Origin of the sequence: Microbaculum marinisediminis (assembly GCF_025397915.1) — a bacterium.
In the GTDB taxonomy this organism is placed as follows: domain Bacteria; phylum Pseudomonadota; class Alphaproteobacteria; order Rhizobiales; family Tepidamorphaceae; genus Microbaculum; species Microbaculum marinisediminis.
The window spans coordinates 165580-191859 of the sequence record NZ_JALIDZ010000010.1; the positions used below are offsets into that span (position 1 = coordinate 165580).

At 65.4% G+C, this 26280-nt stretch carries 21 protein-coding genes and 1 tRNA gene; 10 read left to right on the forward strand and 12 right to left on the reverse strand.

From position 1 onward, the window contains the following. Window positions 1–32: 32 nt before the first annotated feature. Window positions 33–1013: a GlxA family transcriptional regulator gene (locus tag MUB46_RS19985; protein ID WP_261617726.1), complete on the reverse strand. Its 981-nt coding sequence runs from the start codon at window positions 1011–1013 to the stop codon at window positions 33–35. Between the two features lie 201 nt (window positions 1014–1214). Between MUB46_RS19985 and MUB46_RS19990 the strand changes: the two genes are divergently transcribed. Next, window positions 1215–1874 carry an HD domain-containing protein gene (locus MUB46_RS19990; RefSeq protein WP_261617727.1) on the forward strand — a complete coding sequence of 220 codons (660 nt, stop codon included), beginning with the start codon at window positions 1215–1217 and terminating at the stop codon, window positions 1872–1874. Window positions 1875–1984: 110 nt separating this feature from the next. Then, window positions 1985–2794: an aminoglycoside phosphotransferase family protein gene (locus tag MUB46_RS19995; protein WP_261617728.1), complete on the forward strand. Its 810-nt coding sequence runs from the start codon at window positions 1985–1987 to the stop codon at window positions 2792–2794. A gap of 199 nt (window positions 2795–2993) precedes the next feature. On the opposite strand, the gene MUB46_RS20000 is transcribed toward MUB46_RS19995, so the two are convergent. Continuing rightward, on the reverse strand, window positions 2994–4316 hold the full coding sequence (locus MUB46_RS20000) for an acetamidase/formamidase family protein (protein ID WP_261617729.1): 1323 nt from the start codon (window positions 4314–4316) through the stop codon (window positions 2994–2996). Window positions 4317–4625: 309 nt separating this feature from the next. Next, window positions 4626–4715: transfer RNA gene (locus MUB46_RS20005), tRNA-Ser, on the reverse strand. Between the two features lie 438 nt (window positions 4716–5153). On the opposite strand from MUB46_RS20005, the gene MUB46_RS20010 reads away from it, so the two are divergent. The 7 genes from MUB46_RS20010 (at window position 5154) to MUB46_RS20040 (ending at window position 12537) form a co-directional block, all read left to right on the forward strand. After that, complete coding sequence (locus tag MUB46_RS20010; protein WP_261617730.1) at window positions 5154–6125, forward strand: septal ring lytic transglycosylase RlpA family protein; 972 nt, start codon at window positions 5154–5156, stop codon at window positions 6123–6125. A 103-nt stretch (window positions 6126–6228) separates the two neighbouring features. Then, a complete protein-coding gene (locus tag MUB46_RS20015) occupies window positions 6229–7482 on the forward strand; it encodes a D-alanyl-D-alanine carboxypeptidase family protein (RefSeq protein WP_261617731.1) in 1254 nt (417 codons plus the stop codon). A gap of 9 nt (window positions 7483–7491) precedes the next feature. Then, complete coding sequence (gene tmk / locus MUB46_RS20020; protein ID WP_261617732.1) at window positions 7492–8202, forward strand: dTMP kinase; 711 nt, start codon at window positions 7492–7494, stop codon at window positions 8200–8202. Between the two features lie 3 nt (window positions 8203–8205). Next, complete coding sequence (locus MUB46_RS20025) at window positions 8206–9267, forward strand: DNA polymerase III subunit delta' (RefSeq protein WP_261617733.1); 1062 nt, start codon at window positions 8206–8208, stop codon at window positions 9265–9267. A gap of 52 nt (window positions 9268–9319) precedes the next feature. After that, window positions 9320–10876 (forward strand): methionine--tRNA ligase, encoded by a 1557-nt coding sequence (gene metG / locus MUB46_RS20030; RefSeq protein WP_261617734.1) that lies wholly within the window; start codon window positions 9320–9322, stop codon window positions 10874–10876. A gap of 51 nt (window positions 10877–10927) precedes the next feature. After that, window positions 10928–11728 (forward strand): TatD family hydrolase, encoded by an 801-nt coding sequence (locus MUB46_RS20035; RefSeq protein ID WP_261617763.1) that lies wholly within the window; start codon window positions 10928–10930, stop codon window positions 11726–11728. Continuing rightward, window positions 11725–12537 carry an MBL fold metallo-hydrolase gene (locus MUB46_RS20040; RefSeq protein WP_261617735.1) on the forward strand — a complete coding sequence of 271 codons (813 nt, stop codon included), beginning with the start codon at window positions 11725–11727 and terminating at the stop codon, window positions 12535–12537. Before MUB46_RS20035 ends, MUB46_RS20040 begins: the two co-directional genes overlap by 4 nt. Here the strand turns inward: MUB46_RS20040 and MUB46_RS20045 are convergent. Next, window positions 12492–14081, reverse strand: coding sequence for a diguanylate cyclase domain-containing protein (locus MUB46_RS20045; RefSeq protein WP_261617736.1), 1590 nt, complete (start codon window positions 14079–14081; stop codon window positions 12492–12494). The two genes, MUB46_RS20040 and MUB46_RS20045, sit on opposite strands and share 46 nt — an antisense overlap. A 409-nt stretch (window positions 14082–14490) precedes the next feature. Between MUB46_RS20045 and mazG the strand changes: the two genes are divergently transcribed. Beyond that, window positions 14491–15345 carry a nucleoside triphosphate pyrophosphohydrolase gene (mazG, locus tag MUB46_RS20050; protein ID WP_261617737.1) on the forward strand — a complete coding sequence of 285 codons (855 nt, stop codon included), beginning with the start codon at window positions 14491–14493 and terminating at the stop codon, window positions 15343–15345. Here the strand turns inward: mazG and hflX are convergent. The 8 genes from hflX to ntrC form a co-directional block, all read right to left on the reverse strand. Then, window positions 15308–16729: a GTPase HflX gene (gene hflX / locus MUB46_RS20055; RefSeq protein ID WP_261617738.1), complete on the reverse strand. Its 1422-nt coding sequence runs from the start codon at window positions 16727–16729 to the stop codon at window positions 15308–15310. The genes mazG and hflX overlap by 38 nt on opposite strands. Beyond that, window positions 16730–16987 (reverse strand): RNA chaperone Hfq, encoded by a 258-nt coding sequence (gene hfq / locus MUB46_RS20060; protein ID WP_261617739.1) that lies wholly within the window; start codon window positions 16985–16987, stop codon window positions 16730–16732. Between the two features lie 153 nt (window positions 16988–17140). Beyond that, window positions 17141–18001: a D-amino-acid transaminase gene (locus MUB46_RS20065; protein ID WP_261617740.1), complete on the reverse strand. Its 861-nt coding sequence runs from the start codon at window positions 17999–18001 to the stop codon at window positions 17141–17143. 72 nt (window positions 18002–18073) lie between these two features. Next, a complete protein-coding gene (locus MUB46_RS20070; RefSeq protein ID WP_261617741.1) occupies window positions 18074–19525 on the reverse strand; it encodes a TrkH family potassium uptake protein in 1452 nt (483 codons plus the stop codon). 16 nt (window positions 19526–19541) lie between these two features. Next, on the reverse strand, window positions 19542–20918 hold the full coding sequence (gene trkA, locus MUB46_RS20075; protein ID WP_261617742.1) for a Trk system potassium transporter TrkA: 1377 nt from the start codon (window positions 20916–20918) through the stop codon (window positions 19542–19544). 118 nt (window positions 20919–21036) lie between these two features. After that, on the reverse strand, window positions 21037–22401 hold the full coding sequence (gene ntrX, locus MUB46_RS20080) for a nitrogen assimilation response regulator NtrX (protein WP_261617743.1): 1365 nt from the start codon (window positions 22399–22401) through the stop codon (window positions 21037–21039). 23 nt (window positions 22402–22424) lie between these two features. Beyond that, window positions 22425–24611, reverse strand: a complete 2187-nt coding sequence (locus tag MUB46_RS20085; protein WP_261617744.1) for a sensor histidine kinase NtrY-like — start codon at window positions 24609–24611, stop codon at window positions 22425–22427. Window positions 24612–24835: 224 nt separating this feature from the next. Next, entirely contained in the window at window positions 24836–26275 is a 1440-nt protein-coding gene (gene ntrC, locus MUB46_RS20090; protein WP_261617745.1) for a nitrogen regulation protein NR(I), read from the reverse strand. Window positions 26276–26280: the final 5 nt, after the last annotated feature.

Here is a 26280-nt window from a genome sequence, read left to right on the forward strand (position 1 = left end):
CCGATTCCAACCTCCGATTCCGGAGAATTGTCTCAATCCGCACCGGGCCGCGTCGTTCGGAAATTCTCGCGATAGCGAAGCGGGCTTAGCCCGAGACGGCGCTGGAAGACGCTGCGCATCTGTTCCGAGCTACCGAAACCGCAATCGAACGCGATTGCCTTCAACGCGAGATCGGACGCCTCGAGCAGGTTACGGGCGTGATCCAGGCGGATGTTTTCGATGAACTCGTGCGGGGTTACGCCGAGTTCCTTCACAAACAGCCGGGCAAGACTGCGTGAGCTCGTGCCGGCGATGGCGGCGAGACGCCGGACCGGAAAGGGCTCATCGAGGTTTTCCATGACATAGGCCTGGACCTTCCCCAGCGGCGTTTCAGGATCGCTCCGCGGAAGCAGGAACGGGCTGAACTGGGATTGCCCGCCTTGGCGCTGCGCCGCGACGACCAGGCGCTTCGCGCAGGCAAGTGCGACATGCTCTCCATGATCCTCGCCGACAAGCGCAAGCGCGAGATCGATACCCGCCGTCACGCCGGCAGACGTCACCAGCCGGCCGTCGCGGGCGAATATGCGATCATGTTCGACACGCGCGGCGGGAAACGCCTCGGCAAGGCAGGCGGCATTCTGCCAATGTGTGGTGACGAGACGGCCATCGAGCAGCCCGGCATGGCCGAGCGCGAAGGCGCCCGTGCAGATCGATCCGTATCGCGCGGCCCTTGCTCCCCAATCCCGGAGCCAGGCCGACATGATTGCGTCCTCGCTCCCCTCAGGCAGTCCGGGCCCTCCGGCGACGAGCACGGTGTGAAAAACACGCGATGCGTCTGCGAAACGCATATGCGCGGCCATCGGGGTTCCGTTGGATGCCCGGATCAGCGCCGTGGTGCCGGCGAGCAACAGGCAGCGATACCCTTCGCCCTCGGCCAGAAACCCGTTTGCTTCCGAGAAAACATCGAGGGGACCAGCCACGTCGAGGGATTGCACCCCGTCATGGATGACCAGCGCGATATCCCGTTTCGCCATCGCCCACCCCTTTCACCAAGGCTCCGGATCAGGAGCCGGGCAGCATATATGGCCTGACTGGCAGAAAATCCACGGTCATGCAGATTGCAGCCAAACCGGCCCGCAGCAATAAACGGGGAGCCAAGACAAGCCAGGCGCCGCGACGCCGCTCTTCGCGGGGCGCGGGCAGCCAGGCGCCCTTTCTGCATTGGAGAAATGATGATGCTGGACACCCTTACGTCGCCAACCGAAATCAACGGAATAGGTGTGCCGGACAGTCGCCTCGGCCGAGCGATCACCGAGTTCATCAGGGATACGGAGAGCGAGCTTCTCTTCAATCATTCCAGCCGCGTATTCTTTTTCGGCGCGCTGGCGGGGCAACAGCGCGGCCTGAGCGTCAATCATGAGCTGCTTTACGCAGCGGCGATGTTTCATGACGTCGGGCTCATGCCCTCTCATGCCAGCGCCGATCTCCGTTTCGAGGTCGACGGCGCCAATGCCGCCCGGGACTTCCTACATAGCTACGGGGTGGATCCGTCCGACATCGAAAAGGTCTGGACGGGAATCGCCCTGCACACCACACCGGGCGTGCCGGAATTCATGCATCCCGTAGTTGCCTTGACTACGGCCGGCGTCGAGATGGACGTGCTCGGCCTGACCTATGGCCAGTATCCGGAAGAGATCCGCGAGGCGGTCGTCGCGGCATTCCCGAGGACACCGCACTTCAAGGAAGACATCATTCAGGCGTTCTACGACGGCATCGAACACAAGCCGCACACAACCTTCGGCAACGTCAAGGCGGACGTGCTGGCGGACAAGGATGCCGGATATCGTCGCGACAACTTCTGCTCGGTCATCCGCTGCTCGCACTGGGTGTCCTAGCAAAACAATCCGCAACGTATGGCCGGTCAGAAACGATGAATTGTGCGACGAACCTGGCTGCTATCCAGGAATGACACTTGCCATAATCGGACGAGCCTAAAGAAGATGTGATGTTCGAGTCGTATCTGCGCCTTTGGAACCTCGTCGCCGATGGCGAGCCGATTGTCACCCCCGCCGCACGCCTCCTACCGGTGCGTCGAAGAGGTGAGCCTGCCATGTTGAAACTGTCCTGCAACTTGGATCAGCAACGCGGCGCGGCGCTGATGAAGTGGTGGGACGGGGATGGGGCGGCACAGGTTTTCGCACAAGACGACAACGCTCTGCTTATGGAGCGTGCCACAGGTGCTCGGTCTTTGGCGGCCATGGCACGTGGCAGCGATGATGATGAGGCCTGCCGCATTCTTTGCGCCACGGTCGCCCGACTGCATCGCAGGCGCCCCGGTCCTTTGCCCGAACTGGTTCCTCTGACCGGGTGGTTCCGGGAACTTGAACCAGCAGCGGCAAAGCATGGCGGAATCCTGGTCCGGAGCCTCGAGACCGCGCAAATGCTCCTAGCTGATCCACGAGAGAAGGTCGTCCTTCACGGTGACTTGCACCATGAAAACGTGCTCGATTTCGGCCACCGAGGCTGGCTGGCCATCGACCCACATGCGTTGGCAGGTGAACGCGGCTTCGACTTTGCTAACATCTTTACCAACCCCGACTTAAGCGATCCAAGTCGGCCAGTAGCAACGCAACCAGGCCGCTTTCATCGGCGCCTGACCGTAGTGTCAGAAGCGGCAAATATCGAGCGGCGGCGCCTGCTTCAATGGATTCTCGCATGGACTGGATTGTCGGCGGCGTGGCTTCTCCGGGAACAGGATCCTTTGGCGCAGGTGAATCTGAGAATTGCTGCGCTCGCAGCAGGGGAACTTGCATGATGAGGAGACACGTAACGAATGACCGCTCTAGGCTCGAAGCGGTCGTTCCGGACGTGCAGCACTAGCAGGCGGATTGAGGCCGGTTGCCGTTGTCTCCGGATTTCAGGTCATATCCGGGCTGTGGCGTAAAACCGGCGGTAAATGGCGGAGGGTGGGATTACCCCCAACGGCCGATACCGGCCGTGGGGGGAGTGGGACCCTAGAGGCCGTATTGCTCGCGCGCGTAGTCGCCGAGGCCGGCCGCATCGAGCTTGGCAAGAGGCGCAAGGAACGTGACTTGGATGACGCCGGGGGCGCGGCCGATCTCGATGGCGCCGTTCACCGTGGCGCGGTTACGCACTTCGGCGACGCTTACGTCGAGAAGCTTCGCGGCGCGGGCAAGGCCGTTCTCGATCGCATCGTTGAGATTGGCGGCAGTGCCGATCACCGAGATCGGCGCGAGCGCCTCGATCTCCGATACATCCCATTTGGCGGCGAGGCGTTTGCCCTTCGCTTTTTCGGTCTCGGAGAACGGTCGCGCGAGGGGCGGCAGGTCTTCAAGGAGCGGGAACAGCACCGGTCCGTCAAGCGGGTAGCCTTTCACGACCTCGACCTGGAGCGTCACGCTGCCGGCGACATCCATCGTGTGTCCGGCGATCTCGCCGTCGCCCTGGCCGGCATGCATGTCGCCCATGTAAAGGCCCGCGCCCGGCACCTTCACCGGCGCGACGAGGATCGCGCCGGCGCGCACCGCGTCAATGTCCATATGGCCGTCGGTCTTGTGCTCCGCCAGCTCCTCTGACGTGATGGCGTAAGCATGCGGCGCGCCGACGAGAAAGGCGCCGAAATCACCGGCATTGTGGCTGTCCGGCATCGCTTTCGACGGGCAGGTGCCGAGCTGGCCCAGGAACGGGCGCATCCGCACCAGCGTGCCGGGCATGTCAGAGGGCGCATAGGTCAGGATAGAGTGCTGGTGGCTTTCATCGGGCAGCGCGGCATAGTGATCGGCGCTGCGGGCAATCGTCTCCGCCGCCTCGCGCGGCAGGGTGAGGCCAACCGTGCGTGTCTCGTCGAAGGTGACCGTGTAGCCGTGAACGATCTCGAACGGCTTCACCGGGTTTCCGCAGACATTACATTTCACCGCGTCCTGGCCGATGCCTTCCACATGGGTTTCCGGCCAGACAGTGTCGCAGGTCGGACAGCGCGCAGCGACATAGGGGTCGCCCAGGCAGAAGCCTTCCGGCGAGCTGTCATGCCCCGAGGCGGTGGCAATCGAGGTGACGGTGATGTCGCGAATGCGGATGGCCAACCCGTCGCCGGGGGCCGCGCCCTCGATGCGCACCGGCCGGGTAACTTCGTGCCCGCCGCGAAGGCTCGGCGTGATCATCGGCCCCCAGCATCCAGGTGCGGTGTTGGCGATGATTGTTCCGCCATCCTCAACTGGGCCGAGCATTTCGTCGTCCGGGTCCAGGACGCTGTTGGTAAAGCCATGGACGACGAGGCTCCGCTGCGCCCGATTTGCTAATTTCCCGCCATCAGCCATGTGTGCGACTCCTGTTTCTTGTCGGCTTTGCAGGCGGATCATAGGACGGTTGGCGCGGATGTCATGACCCTATCTTTCTTTTGGCGGGTGCCAGACATTTTCGCTCCGTTTGAGGCTGGTGATGCCCCGCAGGCAGGCTACGACGGGTGCTCAGTTGGGGCCGACAGCGGCATGCCGGGCCGCCCCCTAGGACATCAGGCCGGACAGCCTGTTTCGCACGACCGTGCTGTCGGTCTAGGGCGAACAGGCCGCAGTTCTGCGAGCGTCCAAGCCTTCCGCAGTGTCCCGGCCCGTTCGGTCAGGGGAAAATGGCGGATGGGGTGGGATTCGAACCCACGAGACGGTTGCCCGCCTGCCGGTTTTCAAGACCGGTGCCTTCAACCACTCGGCCACCCATCCGTCGGACGCCGCACCATCGCCGAAGCCGCCGTCGGCTTCAACAGGCTTTGAGACGAACGGGCTTCATTTTTCACGTTCATTCGAGCCTGATCGCTTTCAATTTGCAGTGAAACACGGCACGAACCGGTTGGGACCGACGGGCCGCCATGCCATCCGCGGGCAGCAGGGCCCCATTACGGTCACATTTCGACCGCACTGCGATCCCAAGGTTCACGTCGCAGCGAGCGCCGGTAACAATCGCTTAACCATGCCGCCCATTGTGGCATGGCCTTAACGCCGGTGTAACGTGCGGGGACACACAGTCGCGGTTAAACGGGGGTGTTTGCGTCGACTGTCGAGAACCGGGATCAAATCCGGCGCGGGACGAAGTCCCGCGGACAGGAACGGCGCACCGCGACGGACGGGGTAAGAATGACGGGACGGGGTTCGAGTACGCGTATGACGGCCGCCTTGGGCGCGGCACGGGGCATTGCCGCCCTGTCGCTGGTCGGGCTCGTCGCGGCCTGCAGCTCGCCATCGGGCGGGCCCGACAAGAAATACGGTGTCACCGCCAGCCCGCGCCTCGTGCCGTTCGGCAAGCCGATCCCCGAAGGCGGCGGCTACTACAAGGTCGGCAAGCCCTACAAGGTGGCCGGCCGCTGGTATCGGCCCAAGGAAGACGCCGGCTACGACCAGGTCGGCCTGGCATCGTGGTACGGCCGCGATTTCCATGGCCGCAAAACCGCCAACGGCGAAGTCTTCGACATGGCGGACCTGAGCGCGGCGCATCCGACCTTGCCGCTGCCGACCTATGCCCGTGTCACCAATCTCGAAAACGGCCGCTCGGTCGTCGTCCGCATCAACGACCGCGGCCCGTTCGCCCATAACCGCCTGATCGACGTTTCCAAGCGCACCGCCGAGTTGCTCGATTTCCACAACGACGGCACCGCCAAGGTACGGGTCCAATATGTCGGCATGGCCCCGCTGGAGGGCAATGACGGCCAGTGGTTGACCACCACCGTTCGCCACGATGGCCAGCCGGTCGGCCCGGTCATGCTTGCCGGCCTTTCGGCACCGGCGGCGCAACAGGCGTCGGCCGGACGAGCGATGCAGCCGCCGCCTCCGCCGCCGGGCACATCGGCTCCCTATCCGCAGACGACCGTGGCCTTCTCGCCGTCGACCTATGCCGCCGACGTACCGCCCACGCCCGAACCGGTATCGGCGAGTTTCACCCCTTCCGCCGACGGGCCGGTCCCCAAGGTGCCGGTCGGCACGGGAAAGGTCACCTATCGCTGGGTGCAGGGCTACGCCGAACGAGAGGCAGATGCCGCAGTGGCGCGGGCGTTCTCGATCTTCGACACCGAGCGGGACATCGTCCTGATCTTCACCGGACAGCCGACGAATCCGAGCGACAACCGCACGTTCCGGTAACCGCGCCGCGCCCCATTCGGCCGGTCCTTAAAAGCCCGCATTCTTTACCCGCCCGGAACCGCTTGGTATCAGAGATGGAATCTCGACACCGAGCGATTGCGATATGGCGAATATTGGCGTGATTTTCCGCCGCCTGCCGGCTCCTTCATCACTGCCGCGACTCTGGCGATGCGCCATTCCGGGGCTGGCCCTGGCGGCCGGCCTTTTCGTCGCCCCTGTCGCGCCAGCCATGGCGCAGGCGATCGAGACCGCCGCGCCCCACGCCTACATGATCGACGACCGGACCGGCACGATCGTCCTGTCGAAGGAGTCCGAGGCGGCTCTCGCGCCCGCCAGCATGGCCAAGCTGATGACGCTGGAGATTGTCTTCGAGGCGATCAAGGAAGGCCGGCTGTCGCTGGACGATGAATTCGTGGTGAGCGAGAACGCTTGGCGCAAGGGCGGCGCGCCATCGCGCACCTCCACCATGTTCGCCGGCCTGAATACGAGCATCCGTCTCGAAGACCTGCTGAAGGGCATCATGGTACAGAACGCGAACGACGCCTGCATCGTGATCGCCGAAGGCATGGCGGGCAACGAGCAGGCCTTCGCCGTGCTGATGAACGAGCGCGCGAAACGGCTCGGGCTGTCGGACAGCAATTTCGTCAACGCGACCGGATTGCCCGATCCCGACCAGCCGAAGCAGACCATGTCGATGCGCGATCTGGTGACGCTCGCCCGCCACATCATCACCGAGCACCCCGACCTCTACGGGTATTTCTCGGAACCGGAATTCACCTGGAACAACATCCGTCAGCTCAACAAGAACCCGATCATCGGCAAGACCCCGGGCGCCGACGGCCTGTTCACCGGCTACGACGAGGAAGACGGCTACGGCATGATCGCCTCCGCCGACCAGGACGGCCAGAGGATGATCGCCGCGATCCACGGGCTGTCGTCGAGCAACGAGCGCATCAACGAGATGCAGAAGCTGCTCGCCTGGGGCTTCCGGTCGTTCGAGAAGGTCACGCTGTTCCAGGCCGGAGAGCCGGTCGGGGAGGTGGGTGTCTTCGGCGGCACGGACGGCTGGGTCCCGCTCGCCGGCCACGAACCGATCCAGATCCTCATTCCCCGGGGCGCCAAGTCCAAGCTACGCGCCCGCATCGTGTATCGGGGCCCGCTTCGCGCGCCCGTCGAGGAAGGCCAGCAGGTTGGCGAGCTCGAAGTCATGAACGACCAGGAGCTGATCAGCCGAATTCCGCTCTACGCCACGCGCGCCGTCGGCATCGGACCGCTGTACAGCCGCGCGCTCGACGCGGCCTACGAGTTGATGGTCGGTCTGGTCCATAGCGGCGTCGAAATGGCGACGAAGAACTAGGCGCGCACGATGGGGGCGGCGCCGGGCAAGTTCATCAGCTTCGAGGGCGGCGAGGGAACCGGCAAGTCGACGCAGATCAAGCGGCTCGCCGGGAAACTTCGCGGCCTCGGGATCGACGTCGTCGAAACCCGGGAGCCGGGCGGCACCAAGGGCGCCGAGATCGTGCGCCGCACGATCCTGTCCGGCCGGGTCGAGGCGCTGGGACCGTTCGCCGAGGCGCTGCTGGTGAATGCCGCCCGCGACGACCACCTGAACGAAGTGATCCGTCCTGCGCTGAAAGCGGGCAAATGGGTCCTGTGCGACCGGTTCGCCGATTCCACGCGCGCCTATCAGGGCACGCTGGGCGGCATCGACCGGCGGCTGCTCGAGGCCTTCGAGACGGCGGTCATCGGCGATGACTGGCCGGATCTGACGCTGATACTCGACCTCGATCCGCACATCGGCCTGGAGCGCGCCCGCGCCGTGACGCGCGCCGAGAACGGCGGCCCCGGCGGCGACCGTTTCGAGGACGTGGACCTGGAGAGCCACCGCAAGCTCCGCGACGCCTTTCTGGCGATCGCCCGCAGGGAGCCGGAGCGCTGCGTTGTCATCGACGCATCCGAGTCGATCGACGCAGTCGGCGCGGCGATCTGGACGGCCGTCGCGGATCGGATTGCCTTGCCTGGCAAGGACAACGCCGGGACAAAGGCTCCTGGAACACGAACCAACGCGGCCTCCTGACCGATGACTGCAACGATCCCGCCGGATTTCTCCATCTCCCCACCGGAGGCCGCCGCGTGCCTGATCGGCCATGACGACGCCGAGGCGGCCCTGTTGAGCGCCTACAAGTCGGGCCGACTGCATCACGCCTGGCTGGTCGACGGGCCGGAAGGCGTCGGCAAGGCGACGCTCGCCTACCGGTTCGCCCGCTTCCTGTTGGGCCATCCCGATCATGGCGAGGACGCGGTCCAGGCCGCGCGGGATCTCACCGTTCCGGCGGACGATCCGGCCGCCCGGCAGATCCGCGCCCGGTCCCATCCCGATCTCATCGTCCTGCAACGCCCCCGCGACGAGGAGGGGAGGGCGACGGCAACCGTGATTTCCGTTGATCAGGTCCGCAAGGTCGCCCGCTTCCTGTCGACCACATCGGCGACGGGGGGATGGCGAGTCGTGATCGTCGACACCGCCGACGACTTCAACCGCTCGTCTGCGAACGCGCTTCTGAAGATGCTGGAGGAACCGCCGCAGCGCGCCGTTTTCCTGCTCCTTTCCGGTTCGCCGGGCCGTCTGCTGCCGACGATACGGTCGCGGTGCCGGCGGCTTGCGCTGAAGCCGCTGGATACCGCGACGGTCGCGGAGGCGCTTCGTATCGCCGGGGTAGGGCAGGACGACGACGCCCGCGCGACGGCGGCCGCGCTGTGCGGCGGAAGTCTCGGCAAGGCCATGGATCTCGCCACCCAGGAGGCGGTCGAGACCATCCATGCGGTCAACAAGCTTCTCGCCGACATGCCGCGGCACGACCCGGTCGCCGCGCAGAAGCTGGCCGAAGCGCTTGGACGGCGCGGTGCGGAGGATCGCTACCGTATGGCGACCTCGCTGCTCACCGACGCGATCGCGGGCCGGATGCGCAAAGCGGCCCGTGCCGGCGCCCAGCCCCACGTTCTTGCGCCTTGGGCGGAGGTATGGGAAAAGGTCACGCAAGCGCTCGCCGAGGCCGAAAGGCTCAATCTCGACCGCACGCTAACCCTTCTGTCGGTGTTCCGTATCGTATCCACCGCGACTTCGCTCGACGCGGCTCGCGTCTGAAAGGACGCCGCGGAAACGAACGGCGCGCCGGCACTTGTCCGTAAGGCCAGTCATGACGTCCAAATTCTACATCACGACCGCGATCTCCTATCCCAACGGCGCCCCCCATATCGGGCATGCTTACGAGGCCATGGCGACGGACGCGATCGCGCGGTTCATGCGGCTGGACGGGCGCGACGTCTATTTCCTGACCGGCGTCGACGAGCACGGCATGAAGATGGCGCAGACGGCGGCCAAGGAAGGGCTGACCCCGCGCGAACTCGCCGACCGCAACACGCCGCTTTTCGAGAAGATGGTCACGTCGCTCGAGTGCTCGAACGACGACTTCATCCGCACGACCGAGCCGCGCCACCACACCTCGTCCCAGGCGATCTGGGAGCGCATGGTCGAGGCAGGCGACATTTACCTCGGCACCTATTCCGGCTGGTACTCGGTGCGCGACGAAGCCTATTACGCCGAATCCGAGACGACCGTTCGCGAGGACGGTGTTCGGATCGGCCCCAATGGCACACCCGTCGAGTGGACCGAGGAGAACAGCTATTTCTTCCGTCTGTCGGCGTTCCAGGACCGGCTGCTGAAGCTCTACGAAGACCATCCCGACTTCATCATGCCGAAGGAGCGCTACAACGAGGTCGTCAGCTTCGTGAAGGGCGGCCTGCAGGACCTGTCGGTCTCGCGCACGACGTTCGACTGGGGCGTGAAGGTTCCCGGCGACGAAAAGCACGTGATGTACGTCTGGGTCGACGCCCTGACGAACTACATCACCGGCGTGGGATATCCCGATACCGACGGCGAGACGTTCCGGAAGTGGTGGCCTGCCGACCTCCATGTCATCGGCAAGGACATCGTGCGGTTTCATACAGTCTACTGGCCGGCATTCCTGCTCTCGGCCGGTGTCGCGCCGCCGAAGCGCGTCTTCGCGCACGGCTTCCTGTTCAACCGCGGCGAGAAGATGTCGAAGTCGGTCGGCAATGTCGTCGATCCCTTCGCCCTGATCGACCACTACGGCGTCGACCAGGTGCGCTACTTCTTCATGCGCGAGGTGCCGTTCGGCCAGGACGGCAACTACAGCCACGATGCCATCGTCCAGCGCATCAACGCCGATCTCGCCAACGACCTGGGCAATCTGGCTCAGCGCTCGTTGTCGATGATCGCCAAGCACTGCGATGCGACGCTGCCGCAACCGGGAGCGTTCACGGCCGACGATACCGCCATGCTGACCGCCTGCGACGACCTGATCGGCAAGGCGCGCGCGGCCATGACCGACCAGCAGCTGCATATCGTGCTGGCGGACATCTGGTCGGTGGTGGCCGACGCAAACCGCTATTTCGCGGCCCAGGAGCCCTGGGCCCTGCGGAAATCCGATCCCGAGCGGTTCGCAACCGTGCTCTACGTGACGGCGGAGGCTTTGCGCCAGATCGGCATCCTGATCCAGCCCTTCGTTCCCGCGTCGGCGGACGCGCTGCTCGATCTCGTCGGCGTGCCCGCGGACAAGCGTAATTTCGCCGAACTCGGGGAAGGGGGGCGTCTTGCCGCCGGCACCGCCCTGCCGGCGCCGAATCCCGTGTTCCCGCGCTACGTGGAAGCCGAGGCCGGCGAGGGCGCCTGACGGAATGCCCGCCAAAGGAATATGGTCCCGGAAGGAATGCGTCCTGACGCCATGATCGTCGACAGCCACTGTCATCTCGACTTTCCCGACTTCGCCGAGGAACGCGACGCCGTCGTGGCGCGCGCGCGGACGGCCGGAGTCGTCCGCATGGTCACGATCAATACCCGCTTCCGGCAGTTCGACCGGGTGCGGGCGATCGCGGAAAGCTACGACGATGTCTACTGCTCGGTCGGCACCCATCCGCACAACGCCGGCGAGGAACCCGACGTGCCGGCCGCCGACTACATCGCCGCCGCCGACCATCCCAAGGTCGTCGCGATCGGCGAGGCGGGCCTCGACTATCACTATGACAAGGCGCCGCGCGATCTGCAGGCCCAGAGCTTCCGCACCCAGATCGCGGCGGCGCGCGAGACTGGACTGCCGCTCGTCATCCACACGCGCGAGGCGGAAGCCGACACCGAGGCGATCCTGCGCGACGAGATGGCGAAGGGACGCTTCGACGCGATCCTGCACTGCTTCAGCTCGAAGGCCGGCCTCGCGACCGCGGGAATCGAACTCGGCCTTTACGTGTCGTTCTCCGGGATCCTGACCTTCAAGCGCTCCGAGGAGATCCGCGACGTCGCCGCCGCGCTGCCCGCCGACCGCCTTCTGGTCGAGACGGATGCGCCGTATCTTGCGCCGGTGCCGTATCGCGGCAAGCGCAACGAGCCGGCCTATGTGGTTGAAACCGCGAAGGTTCTGGCCGAAACCCGCGGTGTCTCCTACGACGAGATGGCCCGCCGGACGACAGACAATTTCTTTCGGCTGTTCTCCAAGATTCCCCGCCCGGCCGAGGTTTCAGCCGCTCCATGACGGCGGTCGCGACGATCCTCGGCTGCGGGTCCTCCGGCGGCGTGCCGCGTGTCGCCAGCGGTTGGGGGGCCTGCAATCCGGATAATCCCAGAAATCGCCGCCGACGCTGCTCGATCCTTGTCGAAAAGACCGGTGCCGAGGGAAAGACCACCGTCCTGGTCGACACGTCACCGGACCTGCGCGACCAGTTGATCGGCGCCGACGTCTCCTGGATCGACGGTGTTCTGTTCACCCACGACCACGCCGATCACACCCACGGCATCGACGATCTGCGCCCGGTCGTCATCCACAATCGCCGGCGCGTTTCGGTCTATATGGAGCCCGAAGCCGGCGAGCGCCTGCGGGAGCGCTTCTCCTATTGTTTCGATTCTCCGCCCGGCAGTCCCTATCCGCCGATCCTCGATTCCCACGACATCCTGCCGCCGACGCTGGTCGTGATCGACGGGGAGGGGGGCGCCATCGTCGCCGAGCCCTTCCCGGTGATCCACGGCCCGATCGCCGCTCTCGGCTTCCGCTTCGGCGGCCTCGCCTATACGCCGGACGTCAGCGATATCCCGGAAGAAAGCGTCGAACTGCTGCATGACCTTGACGTCTGGATCATCGACGCGCTGCGCGAAAGCCCGCATATCAGCCATTTTACCGTGGACGAGGCGTTGACCTGGATCGACCGGGTGAAGCCGCGCCGCGCGATCCTCACCAATATGCATGTCGACCTGGACTACGACGCCCTGAAGGCTCGGCTGCCCGATAACGTCGTTCCGGCCTATGACGGGATGCGGATCGCCTTCGAGGACGAGCAGCCCGCCTGAGGCTCGGGCGCGTCCGGAGAAACGAACCGGTTTCGGCCCGACCGCTTCGCACGGTAGAGCGCCGCGTCGGCCTGGCGGATGACGTCGTCCGCCGTGGTGCCGTTGCCGGCCCAGAAGGCGATGCCGACGCTGCCGCTGATGGTTTCCTGTGTGCCATCAGGCAGCGTGATCGGACGCCCCAGGCCTTCGAGAACACGCGTCGCTACCTGCGAGGCCATGTCGGCGGGTCGTTCGCCATCGACCGCGATTCCGGCGAGAAACTCGTCGCCACCGGTTCGCCCGATGAAAAGACCGTCTTGGAACTCGGCCTTGAGCCGGTTCGCCGCTTCGGCGAGGACGAAATCGCCCACGGCATGACCATAGGTGTCGTTGATCGGTTTGAACCCATCCAGATCGACCGCCAGAATGGCGAACGGTTCGCCGTCCTGCAGCAACGCGGCCATGCGCTGCTCGATGTAGCGACGGTTCCCGAGCCCGGTGAGTTGGTCGTGGAACGCCTGAAACTCCAGCTTGTCCTTCATGTCGTTGAACGCGTGCGCCAGTTCGCGCAGCTCGATGGGGCCGTCGGTGATCTCGACCCGATCGCTCGGTTCTCCGCTCGCAGTGGCGACGGCCGCATCGCGCAGCCTGCGAAGCGAGCGCAAGACCATGCGTTCGAGGGTGAGCCAGGCCAGGACCCCGGACAACGTGAGCGCGGCGGCGAAAAGCGCGAGATCGGCTATCAGATCCCGCTTCGCCTTGGACGAGACCGCGTCCTGGGACAGACCGACCATGACGGTATCGCCGGTCTCGGGTATCGACGCGGCCCCGAAAATGCGCGGCACGCCGTCGATGTCCATCAACGTGGACGTCCCAACCAGCGTGGACGCATGAAACGGAGGGGCAGGGCGCAGCTTTCCGTCCGGCGCAATCGGCAGATCTGCCCCCGGCCCCAGCCGATGATAGATCAGGCCCTCGTCGTCGATGGTCATCACCACGAAGTCGGCCGGCCCGCCGAGATCCTCGTCATAGGCCGGCTGCCAGGCCAGATCGATCGCGCGGATGACGTGCCAGGTGGTGCCGTCGGCGGCCCGTATCGTCAGCGCGCCAAACAGTTGCGCACGCCCGGCGCCCGACAGATACGGTCCCATGACCGCAAATCCGGGATCGACGATGTCTTCGAGCAGCTCCTCGATCACGGACTGGGACAGCGGAAATCCGGAGGTCGTGGAACAGAGGATCTCGCCGTTGGGGGCGATCATCCATACGATCTCGCCGTTGCCGGTAGGCGGTGTCGCGCAGGACTGCGAACGTGCGGACGCGTCGAGTTGCGCGGCGGTCGCGGTCAGGACCGTGCGCGTCGTCGCGATCACGTGTTGGCGACGTTCGGCGACCAGGGTCGCGGCGCGCTGCGTCCATTTCTCGGCGTCTTCGATCGCTTCGCGCCGCTCGGATTCGATGAACTCTATGATCAGCAGCGACGTCGGGATGGCCGCCAGCGCGACGACAACCGCCAGATGGGCGCCAAGGCCCAATCGTCGCAGGATCGGATAATTCAAACGCATAAAAACCCACCCAGAATACGCGTGCCCGCCGGAACGAAAACGGACTGTCCCAGATGCCCGTTAAAATTCGGTCCGCCGCGTTGAATAAAATTGTATCGTTCTCGCGTCCGGCCATCCGCGGCCATCCCCGTTGTCGGCACGGGCATCCGACAGCGATCGGATGATCGCGATCCTGTAGGCCTTTGAGTCAAAGAGGTTCTTTGGCCGAAGCCGCCCCCTCGGTCATATGCCATTTGGTTCCATAATATATCTTATGCGACATTTCTTTACCGGAGTGCGGCCGCAGGAATGCGTTTCGGTTTACGGCCCCGCACTCGGTTTCCGGGACAATGCCGTTCGCGATTGGCCGCGCGTACCATCGTCCCTCTGCTATGCTGCGCCCATCTCCGAACCGATTCCGGGATTGCCGATGCGTCCGTCCAAAGACATCCATACGCTCCTCGACATCATGGCCGCGCTGCGCACGCCGGTGACCGGGTGTCCCTGGGATCTGGAACAGGATTTCGCGACGATCGCGCCCTACACGATCGAGGAAGCCTACGAGGTCGCCGACGCCATCGCCCGCGACGATTTGATGGACCTGAAGGACGAGCTGGGAGACCTCCTGCTCCAGGTCGTCTTTCACGCCCGCATGGCGGAGGAAATCGGCGCGTTTTCCTTCGGCGACGTCGTCGCGGCGATTACCACGAAGATGATCCGCCGCCATCCGCATGTCTTCGCGGCGACCAAAGCCGCTACGCCGGAGGCGGTGAAGCGCAACTGGGAAGACATCAAGGCCGAGGAGAAGGCCGAAAGACACGCCGAGCGCGAAACGCCCGGGCCGGCCTCGCTGCTCGACGACGTGCCACTCGCCCTGCCCGCGCTGCAGCGCGCCGTGAAGCTGCAGAAGCGCGCCGCCCGGGTCGGCTTCGACTGGGACGACTCCGCCCAGGTCATCGCCAAGATCCACGAGGAGATCGACGAGGTGTCCGAAGCCGCCGAAGCCGGAGACCGGGGCGCACTTGCGGACGAGATCGGCGACGTCCTGTTCGCCGTGGCCAACTTCGCCCGTCATTTCGGCGTGGATCCCGAAGACGCCCTGCGCGGGACCAACGACAAGTTCCGCCGCCGCTTCGCCCACATCGAACAGCAGGCGCGCGCCGAAGGCACGCCTCTGGAGGCCGTGACGCTCGAGCGGATGGAAGGCTGGTGGCAGGACGCCAAGAAAACTGAAGGCGCGCCCGCCCTCAGTCGAGGCGCAGCGCTTTCGCGAACCGCCGATTGAACTCCGCCAGCCGCTTCATCGGGACGTCGACGTCGAGACGGACGACGCCGGTGTCGTCGTCATGCCGCCGCCCGGTGACGGTGCAGCGCTCATAGATCCAGTTCATGCCGGCGCCGTCCGCCGCATCGAGCACCACCGAACGGTGCGCGATCTCGCCTTTCAGGCGGGTCTCGATCGCCGCGAGCAGCGCGTCGACCCCCTCGCCCGTCATGGCGGAAATCGGGACCGGTCGTTCGATTTCGGGCAGACGCTCGGCAGCAGCCTTCAGGCTGTCGCACTCCTCCGCGCCGATCAGGTCGATCTTGTTCCAGACCTCGATCATGTGACGGGGGTCCTCGGTATCGACGCCGAGCGAAGACAGCACGTCGACGACGTCGGCCGCCTGCGCCTTCGTGTCCGGGTGCGAAATGTCCCGCACATGCATCACCAGATCCGCTTCGATGACCTCTTCGAGCGTCGCGCGGAACGCCACGACGAGATCGGTCGGAATGTCCGATATGAACCCGACCGTGTCGGAGAGGATGGCCATATGACCTTCCGGCAGCGTCAGGCCGCGCAATGTCGGATCGAGCGTTGCGAAAAGCAGGTCCTCGGCGAGCACCTCGGCCTTGGTCAACCTATTGAAAAGCGTGGATTTTCCGGCGTTCGTATAGCCGACGATGGCGACGATCGGATACGGAACCCGGCGGCGCGTCTCGCGATGCAGCGCGCGGGTCCGGCGAACCGCCTTGAGTTCCTTTTCGATGCGGGTGATCCGCTCCTGGATAAGGCGCCGGTCGGTCTCGATCTGGGTTTCGCCCGGCCCGCCCATGAAACCGAAGCCGCCGCGCTGTCGCTCCAGATGGGTCCAGGACCGTACCAGGCGGCTCTTCTGCCACGTCAGATGCGCCAGCTCGACCTGCAGCCGCCCTTCCCGCGTGCGCGCCCGCGCGCCGAAGATCTCGAGGATCAGGCCGGTCCGATCGAGGACCTTGGCGTCCCAGGCCTTTTCGAGATTGCGCTGCTGCGCCGGGGTCAGCGCCGCGTCGACAACGACGAGCTCGGCATCCTCGCCGCGCACGATGGCGGCGAGTTCCTCGACCTTGCCACTGCCGATAAGCGTCGCCGGCCGCGGTGCGGCGACGCGGACGACGCCCTGCCCGACCACATCGAGGTCGATGGCACCGGCCAGGCCGACGGCTTCATCGAGCCGCGCCTCGGCCGAACGCACCACGGCGGCCTTGGAGCCGCCGCGCGCGTCGTCCCGTCCCTTCCGATCGCTTGCCTCGAGAACCGGTACGAGGACATACGCGCGCGTGGGGTCACGCGCGGTGCTATGTCCCGACGCCCGCTCCGGGTCCCGGCCGGGCGCGCGACCATGCCGTGCAGGATCGACCGGCTTCAATCAGCCACCAGCGGCTGCGCCTTCCTCGGCCGGCTCGAACAGCTGAATCGGCCCGTTCGGCATGACCGTGGAGATTGCGTGCTTGTAGACAAGCTGAGAATGTCCATCGCGCCGCAACAATACGCAGAAATTATCGAACCAGGTGACTACCCCCTGAAGTTTAACCCCGTTTACGAGGAAAATCGTGAGAGGCGTCTTGTTCTTGCGTACGTAGTTGAGGAACGTGTCCTGTAGGTTTTGATTTCGTTCCGCCGCCATTCCTTTACCTCTTGCCCCGCCATTTCCTTTCAGGGCGGGTCCCTTCTCTTCCGACCAAGATTGATCGGCAAACCATCAATCCGTCCCGGCTACAATTAGATGGCAACTCGTACCGCCGGGGCAAGGTTCGATTCTGCACCGCACTGTTCATTTTTACGGCGCGATCTCCGCCTGCGTGTAGAAAAGCTCGCGCAGTTTTCCGGCGATAGAGCCCGGTTTACCGTTCCCGATGACCGCATCGTCGATCTTGACAACCGGCATAACCAGTTTTGTCGCCGACGTCACGAACGCCTCACGCGCCTTTCTCGCCTCTTCGACGGTGAAAGGCCGCTCGACGATTTCGACGCCCTCGCGGGCGGCGAGATCGACGACGACGGTTCGGGTAATGCCGCGCAGGATCCCGAATTCCGCCGGCCGCGTGATCAATCGGCCATCCTGATCGACGATCCACGCATTCGTCGCCGACCCCTCCGTCACATAGCCATCCGTGTCGACGAACCACGCCTCCGATGCACCGGCGTCTTCCGCCGCTTGCCTGGCAAGCACGTTGGGAAGCAGAGAAACCGACTTGATATCGACCCGATCCCAGCGATTTTCCGGAACCGTAATGACACTGATACCGTTTTCCGCCGATTTTGCACTCTTTTTCGGATCGATCGCACGCGCCGTCACGACGACCGCCGGTGGCACGTCGTCCTTCGGGAACGGATGGTCGCGCTTGGCGACGCCGCGGGTCACCTGCAGGTAGACGAGCCCGTTGCGCACCCTGTTGCGCCGCACGGTCTCGCGCAACACATGTCCGAGCGCCTTCGCCGACATCGGCTCGCGAATACGCAGCTCCTTCAGCGAGCGGCCGAGCCGCGCCATGTGCCGCGTTTCGTCGACGAGATGTCCGTCATGCACCTCGCAGACCTCGTAGACGCCGTCGCTGAACTGATAGCCACGGTCCTCGACATGCACCTGGGCGTAGGCATGCGGAACATACCGGCCATTGACGTAGGCGATGCGGGACATGGTCGAGGCTGCTCCGAGTCGTTTTCTTGTGATTGGTATCAGAATGAAGGCGGATTGGAGCCGAAACAAGGATTATCCGCGACGCACCATGTAAACCAGAAGACCTAGCGCGGCAACGACCTCCAGACGCCCGAGAATCATGCCCAGGCACAACGCCAGCTGCGCGCCCGTATCCATATCCGCATAGGACGGCCAGTCACCGGATACGGCCCAGTCGCTCGCATAGATCGGCCCGGCATTGGACACCGCGGAAAGCGCCGCCATGACCGCGCCTTCGTATGGGAGTCCCTCGCTCGCGAGAAGCAGTGACAGCGCGACGACGGCGAATACGAAAGCGAGGAAGCCGGTCCAGATCGCCTTCATCACCTGGATGTCGTACGGCTGCCCGCCCAGCCGTGAGGGGCGGATGCCATGCGGATAGACGAGCCGATTGAGCTCGCGCCCGCCCTGCACGAGCATCGCGCCGACCCGGAAGAGCTTGATACCGCCGGCGGTCGAGAAACTCGCGGCGCCGATCGCCAGGAGGATCGCGACCAGCGGGATCGGAAAGATCTCGAAGCTCGCGTGTCTGATCTCGAAGCCGGATGTGGTGATCAGCGATGTCGCGGTGAACAGCCCGTCGCGGAGGGCAATGCCGACGCCCTGCCCCGCCGCACGAAAAAACGCGAATCCGGCGATCAGGCCGAGCCCCAGGCACAGCCCGATCGCCCACAGGCTCTCCCGGTCCGACATCCGCCGCGACCGGCGCAGCTGGAACAGATTGCGCTGCCACAGCACGTTCGTCCCGCCGTACAGCATCGCCACCACGAGGACGAGAATGCCGAACGTCGGCACGTATTCGCCGATCGTCACCGAGCGCGGCGAAAACCCGCCGGTCGATACCGCGCTGAATGCGAGGCAAAGCGCTTCGAACGCCTCGAGATCCGTCGCCGCCAGAAGCAGGAAGGTGACGGCGGTGGCGCCGAGATAGATAGGAAAGACGTCGCGAACGAGCAGGATCAGGCGACGCCGCTCCGGCAACCCGCCATGCTCGACCATCCGGGAATGGGTCTCGGGCAGACCGCCGACGCCGGAGGGGGCGAGCGCCAGCACGACGACCAGCAGCGTCAGGCCGCCGCCGAACCACTGTGTCATCGCCAGCCAGAGCACGACGCTGCGCGGCAGCTCCTCGGGCGGCGGCAGCACGGTGGCGCCCGTCGTCGTCAGTCCCGAGACCGCTTCGAAATAGGCCTCGACCACGCCCAGTCCGTCGACGGTCATCGTGAGCGTCAGCGCCCCGACCAGCGGCAACAGCAACCAGAGCATCAGGGCCAGCAGATAGCGCTGGGACGGCCTCAGCCTGCGCTCGCGCCCGCGCAGGCTCAGCATCATCGCCCCCGCGACGAAAATCCATAGGCCGGCGCTGATCAGGAAATCGAGCCCCAGCGTCCCCTCGCCCAGCCCGATCGCCACCACGGCCGGCAGAACCAGCGCAAGGGCGTAGGCGGCGAGGAAATGGGCGAAGACGAAGACGACGGGGATCATGGGAACCGCGATCGGCTTAGAAGAATTCCAGGCTGACGCGGAACATCTGCTCGACCTTGCGGACCTGATCGGCCATTGCCGCCATGACGATGCGATCGTGCGGCTGGATGTAGGTGTCGCCGCGCGGAATGATCACCTCCTCGCCACGATAGATGGCGCCGATCCTGATGCCATCGAACAGATCGAGTTCGCGCAACGGCTTGCCCACGAGCGGCGAGGTTTCCAGCGCCTCCGCCTCGATGATCTCGGCGGCGCCGTTCTGGACCGAATGGACGCCGCGGATACGGCCGCGCCGCACGTGCTGCAGCACCTTGGAAACGGTGATCTGGCGCGGATTTACGTAGGCCGAGATGCCGAGCGACCGCGTCAGGTCGGGATAACCCCGGTTGTTGATCAGGCACAGGCTGCGCCCCGCGCCGAGTTTCTGGCCCATCACGCACGCCAGGATGTTGACTTCGTCGCTGTTGGTCAGCGCCACGATGGTGTCGGCGTCGGCGACGTCGGCTTCGCGCAGCAGCTCCTCGTCGAGGGCGCTGCCGTGCAGGACGACCGTGCGGCGCAGATCGTCGGCCACCTCGATGGCGCGTTTGCGGGAGGACTCGATGACCTTCACCCGCGCGCTGCGTTGCCGCGCCTCGATCTCGCGCGCCACGTAGAAACCGATATTGCCGCCGCCGACGATCACCACCCGGGACGCGGCCGCTTCCTCGTGGCCGAAGATACCCAGCGTGCGACGCACCTGGTCACGGTCGGCGGCGAAGTAGGCGACATCGCCGACCAGCATCGAATCAGACGAATCCGGCACGAAGAAGCGCTCGCCGCGCTGAATACCGATCACCAGCGCCTTCAAGTCCGGGAACAGCTCGGTGAGCTGGCGCAGCGGCGTGTCCACGATCGGGCAGTTCTCGTCGCAATAGACGCCGGCCACCACCACCTGCCCGTCGGCGAAGGTGACGGTGTCGGTCGCGCCCGGCAGCGCCAGCCGCCGGAGCACCATCTCTCCGACCTCCACCTCCGGCGAGATGATCACGTCGATCGGCAGATGCTCGCGCGAGAACAGATCGCGCCAGTGCGGCGCCAGGTAACTCTGGGCGCGGATGCGGGCGACCTTGGTCGGGACGTTAAACAGCGAATGGGCCACCTGACAGGCGATCATGTTGACCTCGTCGTGCAGCGTCACGGCGATCAGCATGTCGGCCTGCTCCGCGCCAGCCTGGGCGAGCGTGTCCGGGTGGGCGCCATGGCCGACGAACCCGCGGACATCGAGCGTCTCGGTGATCGACTGGATCAGTTCCGGTGCCCGGTCGATGATGCTGACGTCGTTGTTCTCGGCGGCCAGTTTCTCGGCAATGCCGAATCCCACCTGGCCAGCTCCACAGATCACGACCTTCATGGTTCAGTCCCCGAATTGCGACATCGCGGCGCCCGCGGCCTTCCGGCCGCGGACGTCAGCCCCGCTTCATAGCTTGTTTTGCTTGATCAGCCTACGGCCGGCGTCGCGTCTTCTCGGCTCAGCCGACGCCGAGCGTCTTGAGCTTGCGGTGCAGCGCCGAACGTTCCATCCCGACGAACTCGGCGGTGCGCGAGATATTGCCGCCGAAGCGATTGATCTGGGCAATCAGGTATTCGCGCTCGAAGATCTCGCGCGCGTCGCGCAGCGGCAGGGCCAGCATTTCCTCGGCCCGCGAATTGCCCGGCGCCGGCGGCAGCGAGGCGCCGACTTCCGCCGGCAGCAGGTCCGCGGTGATGACCGCCTCGGCGTCGCCGCCGGCGAGAATCATCAGCCGTTCCACGTTGTTGCGAAGCTGGCGCACGTTGCCCGGCCAGTCGTGCGCCTGCAGCACCGCCATGGCGTCGGCGCCGATGCGGCGGATCGGCAGGCCGGTCGAGTTCGAGATCTGCTGCATGAAGTGGTCGACCAGTTCGGGAATGTCCTCGCGCCGCTCCGCCAGCGCGGGAACCCGCACGGGAACCACGCCCAGGCGATGGAACAGGTCCTCCCGGAACCGGCCCTCCTGCACTTCCAGCTCGAGGTCGCGGCTGGTCGAGGAGACGATCCGCACGTCGACGAACACCCGGGCCGAGCCGCCGACCCGCTGGAAGTTCTGATCGACCAGAACCCGCAGGATGCGGTTCTGGGTCTCGCGCGGCATGTCGGCGACTTCGTCGATGAACAGCGTACCGCCGTGCGCTTCCTCGAGCGCGCCGATCACGCGGCGGCCGTCCGCGGTCTCGGTGCCGAATAGCGCGACTTCCATGTTCTCCGGCGTGATCGTCGCCGCGTTGATCACGACGAAGGGGCCGGAGGCGCGGGCCGACAGGCCGTGCAATGTCCGCGCGGCAAGCTCCTTGCCCGCCCCGGACGAGCCGGAAATCAGCACACGACTGTTCGTCGGGGCAATCCGCTCGATGGCGTTGCGAAGCTGATTGGCCGCGCTCGACTTGCCGACGATGCGGCTGGTGTCACCGGCGCGCTGCTTGAGGTCCTTCACCTCCCGGCGCAGCTGCGAGGTCTCCAGCGCCCGGGTTGCCACCAGCACCAGCCGGTCGGCCTTGAACGGCTTCTCGATATAGTCGTAGGCGCCCTTCTTGATCGCGGAGACGGCCGTCTCGATGTTTCCGTGACCGCTGATCATCACCACCGGGAGATCGGGATGGTCCTGCTTGATGACCTCGAGCAGTTCCAGCCCGTCGAGCCGGCTGCCCTGCAGCCAGATGTCGAGAAAGACCATGGACGGCCGGCGCGCCTCGATCTCCGACAACGCGTCGTCGCTGTTGCGGGCGGACCGGGCGTCGTAGCCCTCGTCCTCCAGGATGCCCGCCACCAGATCGCGAATATCGGCCTCGTCGTCGACGATCAGGATATCTTTCGCCATTCACCGTTGCTCCACTGACGCGTTCACGACACGGCCGCGTCGACCGCGCGTTCCAGGTCGTCCATTTCCATTTCCGAATTGCCGCCGACAGGCAGGGCAAGGCGAACCCAGGCGCCGTGCCCGCCCTCGGCCACCGACGGCGCATCCGCCAGTTCGACTCGGCCGCCATGCTCCTCCATGATGCGGCCGACGATGGCCAGACCGAGGCCCGTGCCCTTCTCGCGCGTCGTCATGTACGGCTCCAGAAGCCTGGCCCGGTTCTCGCTCGGCAGGCCGATGCCGTTGTCGATCGCGTCGATCGTCACCCAGCCGTTCGCCTCCCCGACCGTCACCGCCACGTGGCCGCGTTCGCCATTCGCGTCGGGATCGGTCGCCGATATGGCCTCGATCGCGTTCTTGATGATGTTGGTCACCGCCTGCGAGATCAGCCGGCGATCGATGGGGACGGAGATCGCCGTCTCGGGCAGGTCGAGCGAAATGTCGACCTCCGGGTTGCCGACACGCATCAGGAATGCGGCCTGCTTGACCGTCTCGACGATATCGGCGGGCGCGATCACCGCCTTGGGCATGCGCGCGAACGAGGAGAACTCGTCGACCATGCGGCCGATATCGCCGACCTGCCGGATGATCGTGTCGGTGCACTGGTCGAAGATCTCGCGGTCTTCGGTGATCGCCTTGCCGTACTTGCGTTTCAGCCGCTCGGCCGAAAGCTGGATGGGCGTCAGCGGGTTCTTGATCTCGTGGGCGATGCGGCGCGCGACGTCGGCCCAGGCGGAGGTCCGCTGCGCCGTGACCAGTTCGGTGATGTCGTCGAGGGTGACGACATAGCCGCGGTGGCCCGTCGCCGAGACCTCGGTCGCCACCCGCACGGCGATGGTCCGGTCGCGCCCGCCGCGGCGCACCGAAATCTGGTCGTGGATCAACCGTGACGGCTGCGCCCAGGCCTGCTCGATGCAGGGTATGAGTTCCGGCAGCTCATCGGTCAGCGGCTTGCCGAGCAGCTCTTCCTGGCTCGTCCCCAAAAGCACGGCGGCCGAGCGGTTGGCCAGCGAAACGGCGCCGGCATCATCGACGCCGAGCACGCCCGCCGGAACCCCGGCGAGCACCGTCTCGATGAAGCGCCGCCGTTCGTCGAGCTCCTCGTTGGCTTCGAGTAGATCGTCGCGCTGGGAGCGCAACTGCGTCGTCATCTTGTTGAAGGTGGTGCTCAGGCTCGCCAGATCGCCTTCCTTGTTGCGGATCGGCACCTGGACGTAGAGGTTGCCCTGGGCCACCTGATCCGCGGCGCCGATCAGCCTTCGGACCGGAGACACGAGCCGGTTGGCGAACCCCATGCCGACCCACACCGCCGCCAGCAGCAGAATGAAGGCGAAGCCGACATACATGAGACCGAAGGCGATCTGCACGCCGAAACGCCGCCGCTCGAGGCTGGAGAACTCGGCGATATTCGCCTGGGCCAGGCGCAGGTAGTTGATCACCAGCGGATCGACGGACCGGGCGACGTAGAGATAGGCCCCGTCGAAGTCGTCGAGTTTCTTGATCGCACCGACCTGGTTCGAGACGCCCGGAGCGATGACGATCACCTCACCGCTCTTGGCCTGCTCCACCGCATTCGCCGGCGGCATCAGAAATTCCCGCTTCAGCTCGATATCGGCGCGCCTGAGGACATTCAGGTTCTCGTCCAGCAGGTACGCCGCCGGCAGCGACCGGATCGCCGCCTGCGCGGTGAAGAACTTCTGGAACTGCTCCGGATCGTCCCGGTACATCGCGTCCGCGCGTTCCAGGTCGGTCGCCATGGCGAGGATGTCGGCCCGGATGACCTGCCCGTGTTCGCGCAGATACGCGTCGGCAACCGACAGCGAGGTCTGCATGATCGCCTTGGTGCGCTCGGAGAACCACGTATCGAGCCCCCGGCTGAGCGTAACGCTGGCAATGATCGCGACGATCACCGCCGGGACCACCGCGATCACCGCGAACAGCGCGAGAATGCGCAGATGAAGCCCCGCACCGGCGATGCCGCGACGGCGAGCCAGCCACAACCGGCCGATTTCGACCGCGACGATGGCGCCCAGCCCGGCAACCAGGATCAGGTTCACGACCAACGCGGCGGCGACGGCGTTTTCGTCCGGCTCGACCGCGGTCAGACCGGTCAGGACCGCGAACGTCCCGGTCCCCGCGACAAGCGACAGCACCACCAATAGCGCGCCCACGATCCGCAGGGATTTTCTGCGGCGCGTCGAAAACGCCGGCACTGGCTGCTGTCGCGGTTCGGCAAGTGTCACTGACTGAAACCCATTCCCGTTCCGGCTCCGGACGCTGCAGCGGAATAGCGGCAGCGCGCACCACGCCGCCGCCGGATACTCGGCGCCGGACCGATGCAGATCAACCACAAATGTTGCAGAAATGAGACAAGGAAAAGGCGGCAGCCCGAAAACTACCGGCTGCTGCGGATAACCTGGATATCGAGGTCGCGGATCTTCTTGCGCAAGGTGTTGCGATTCAGTCCCAGAAGCTCCGCCGCGCGAATCTGGTTGCCGCGTGTCGCCGCCAATGCGGCGCCGATCAGCGGTTCCTCGATCTCCCGGAGAACACGGTGATAGAGCCCGGGCGGCGGCAGGGTGTCGCCGAACTCGCGGAAGTAGCCCGACATGTGGCGCTCGACGGAGCCGCCGAGGGTTTCTTCCTCACGGTCGCCATCGTTGGCGGGGTTGGCCGACGGCTCCCCGAGTTCGGCCTCGATCGTCTGCTCGTTGATGATCTCCTGCGGGTACAGCGCGGCGAGCCGCCGAACCAGATTTTCCAGTTCGCGTACGTTGCCGGGCCAGCGATACCGCCGCAGACGGTCGAGGGCGGCCTGTTCGATCTGCTTGTGCGGCAGCCCCTCCTTCTCGGCCTGGGCGAAGAAATGACGCACCAGGTCGGGAATGTCCTCGGTGCGTTCGCGCAGGGGCGGCAGCCGGATCGGTACGACGTTCAGGCGATAGTAGAGATCCTCCCGGAACAGCCCCTGATTGATCAGCTGCCGGAGATCCTTGTTGGTGGCCGCGATGATCCGGACGTTGGTCTTGATCGGCACGCGCCCGCCGACCGTCGTGTACTCGCCCTGCTGCAGGACGCGCAGCAGACGGGTCTGCGCCTCCATCGGCATGTCGCCGATCTCGTCGAGGAACAGCGTGCCGCCTTCGGCCTGCTCGAACCGGCCGGTGTTGCGGGTCTGCGCGCCGGTGAAGGCGCCCTTCTCGTGGCCGAACAGCTCGGCTTCGATCAGGTCGCGCGGAATGGCCGCCATATTGATGGCCACGAACGGCCCGTTCGCGCGCTTGCCGTAGTCGTGCAGGGCCTTGGCGACCAGCTCCTTGCCGGTGCCCGACTCACCGGCGATCATCACCGTCAGATCGGTCTGCATCAGCCGTGCGAGCAGCCGGTAGATGTCCTGCATTGCCGGCGAGCGTCCAACGAGTGGGATATTGTCCCCCTCTTCCTCCGCACCGTCCGCCGCCCGCGGCTTCGGTTCCGCCAGGGCCCGGCCGATGATCGTCACCAGTTCGTTCAGGTCGAACGGTTTCGGCAGATATTCGTAGGCGCCGCGCTCCGATGCCTTGACCGCGGTCAAGAAGGTGTTCTGGGCGCTCATCACGATGATCGGCATCTCGGGCCGGATCTTCTTGATACGCGGCAGAAGATCGAAGGCGTTCTCGTCGGGCATCACCACGTCGGTGATCACGAGATCGCCCTCCCCTTGCGAGACCCAGCGCCACAGGGTGGCTGCGTTGCCGGTCACGCGCACGTCGTATCCGACGCGCGACAGCGCCTGGTTGAGCACGGTTCGGATCGCGGCGTCGTCGTCGGCGACCAGGATGTTACCGGTAGGCATCGTCT

What these genes read in the sequence shown, in the direction of transcription:
- MUB46_RS20015 (WP_261617731.1), top strand. Translation starts at nt 6,229, where the DNA reads ATGGCGAATATTGGCGTGATTTTCCGCCGCCTGCCGGCTCCTTCATCA.
- MUB46_RS20000 (WP_261617729.1), bottom strand. Translation starts at nt 4,316, where the DNA reads ATGGCTGATGGCGGGAAATTAGCAAATCGGGCGCAGCGGAGCCTCGTC.
- MUB46_RS20040 (WP_261617735.1), top strand. Translation starts at nt 11,725, where the DNA reads ATGACGGCGGTCGCGACGATCCTCGGCTGCGGGTCCTCCGGCGGCGTG.
- MUB46_RS19985 (WP_261617726.1), bottom strand. Translation starts at nt 1,013, where the DNA reads ATGGCGAAACGGGATATCGCGCTGGTCATCCATGACGGGGTGCAATCC.
- ntrX (WP_261617743.1), bottom strand. Translation starts at nt 22,401, where the DNA reads ATGGCGAAAGATATCCTGATCGTCGACGACGAGGCCGATATTCGCGAT.
- MUB46_RS20065 (WP_261617740.1), bottom strand. Translation starts at nt 18,001, where the DNA reads ATGTCCCGCATCGCCTACGTCAATGGCCGGTATGTTCCGCATGCCTAC.
- tmk (WP_261617732.1), top strand. Translation starts at nt 7,492, where the DNA reads ATGGGGGCGGCGCCGGGCAAGTTCATCAGCTTCGAGGGCGGCGAGGGA.
- MUB46_RS20010 (WP_261617730.1), top strand. Translation starts at nt 5,154, where the DNA reads ATGACGGCCGCCTTGGGCGCGGCACGGGGCATTGCCGCCCTGTCGCTG.
- MUB46_RS19990 (WP_261617727.1), top strand. Translation starts at nt 1,215, where the DNA reads ATGCTGGACACCCTTACGTCGCCAACCGAAATCAACGGAATAGGTGTG.
- MUB46_RS20025 (WP_261617733.1), top strand. Translation starts at nt 8,206, where the DNA reads ATGACTGCAACGATCCCGCCGGATTTCTCCATCTCCCCACCGGAGGCC.
- hfq (WP_261617739.1), bottom strand. Translation starts at nt 16,987, where the DNA reads ATGGCGGCGGAACGAAATCAAAACCTACAGGACACGTTCCTCAACTAC.
- trkA (WP_261617742.1), bottom strand. Translation starts at nt 20,918, where the DNA reads ATGAAGGTCGTGATCTGTGGAGCTGGCCAGGTGGGATTCGGCATTGCC.
- MUB46_RS19995 (WP_261617728.1), top strand. Translation starts at nt 1,985, where the DNA reads ATGTTCGAGTCGTATCTGCGCCTTTGGAACCTCGTCGCCGATGGCGAG.
- ntrC (WP_261617745.1), bottom strand. Translation starts at nt 26,275, where the DNA reads ATGCCTACCGGTAACATCCTGGTCGCCGACGACGACGCCGCGATCCGA.
- MUB46_RS20045 (WP_261617736.1), bottom strand. Translation starts at nt 14,081, where the DNA reads ATGCGTTTGAATTATCCGATCCTGCGACGATTGGGCCTTGGCGCCCAT.
- mazG (WP_261617737.1), top strand. Translation starts at nt 14,491, where the DNA reads ATGCGTCCGTCCAAAGACATCCATACGCTCCTCGACATCATGGCCGCG.
- MUB46_RS20070 (WP_261617741.1), bottom strand. Translation starts at nt 19,525, where the DNA reads ATGATCCCCGTCGTCTTCGTCTTCGCCCATTTCCTCGCCGCCTACGCC.
- MUB46_RS20035 (WP_261617763.1), top strand. Translation starts at nt 10,928, where the DNA reads ATGATCGTCGACAGCCACTGTCATCTCGACTTTCCCGACTTCGCCGAG.
- metG (WP_261617734.1), top strand. Translation starts at nt 9,320, where the DNA reads ATGACGTCCAAATTCTACATCACGACCGCGATCTCCTATCCCAACGGC.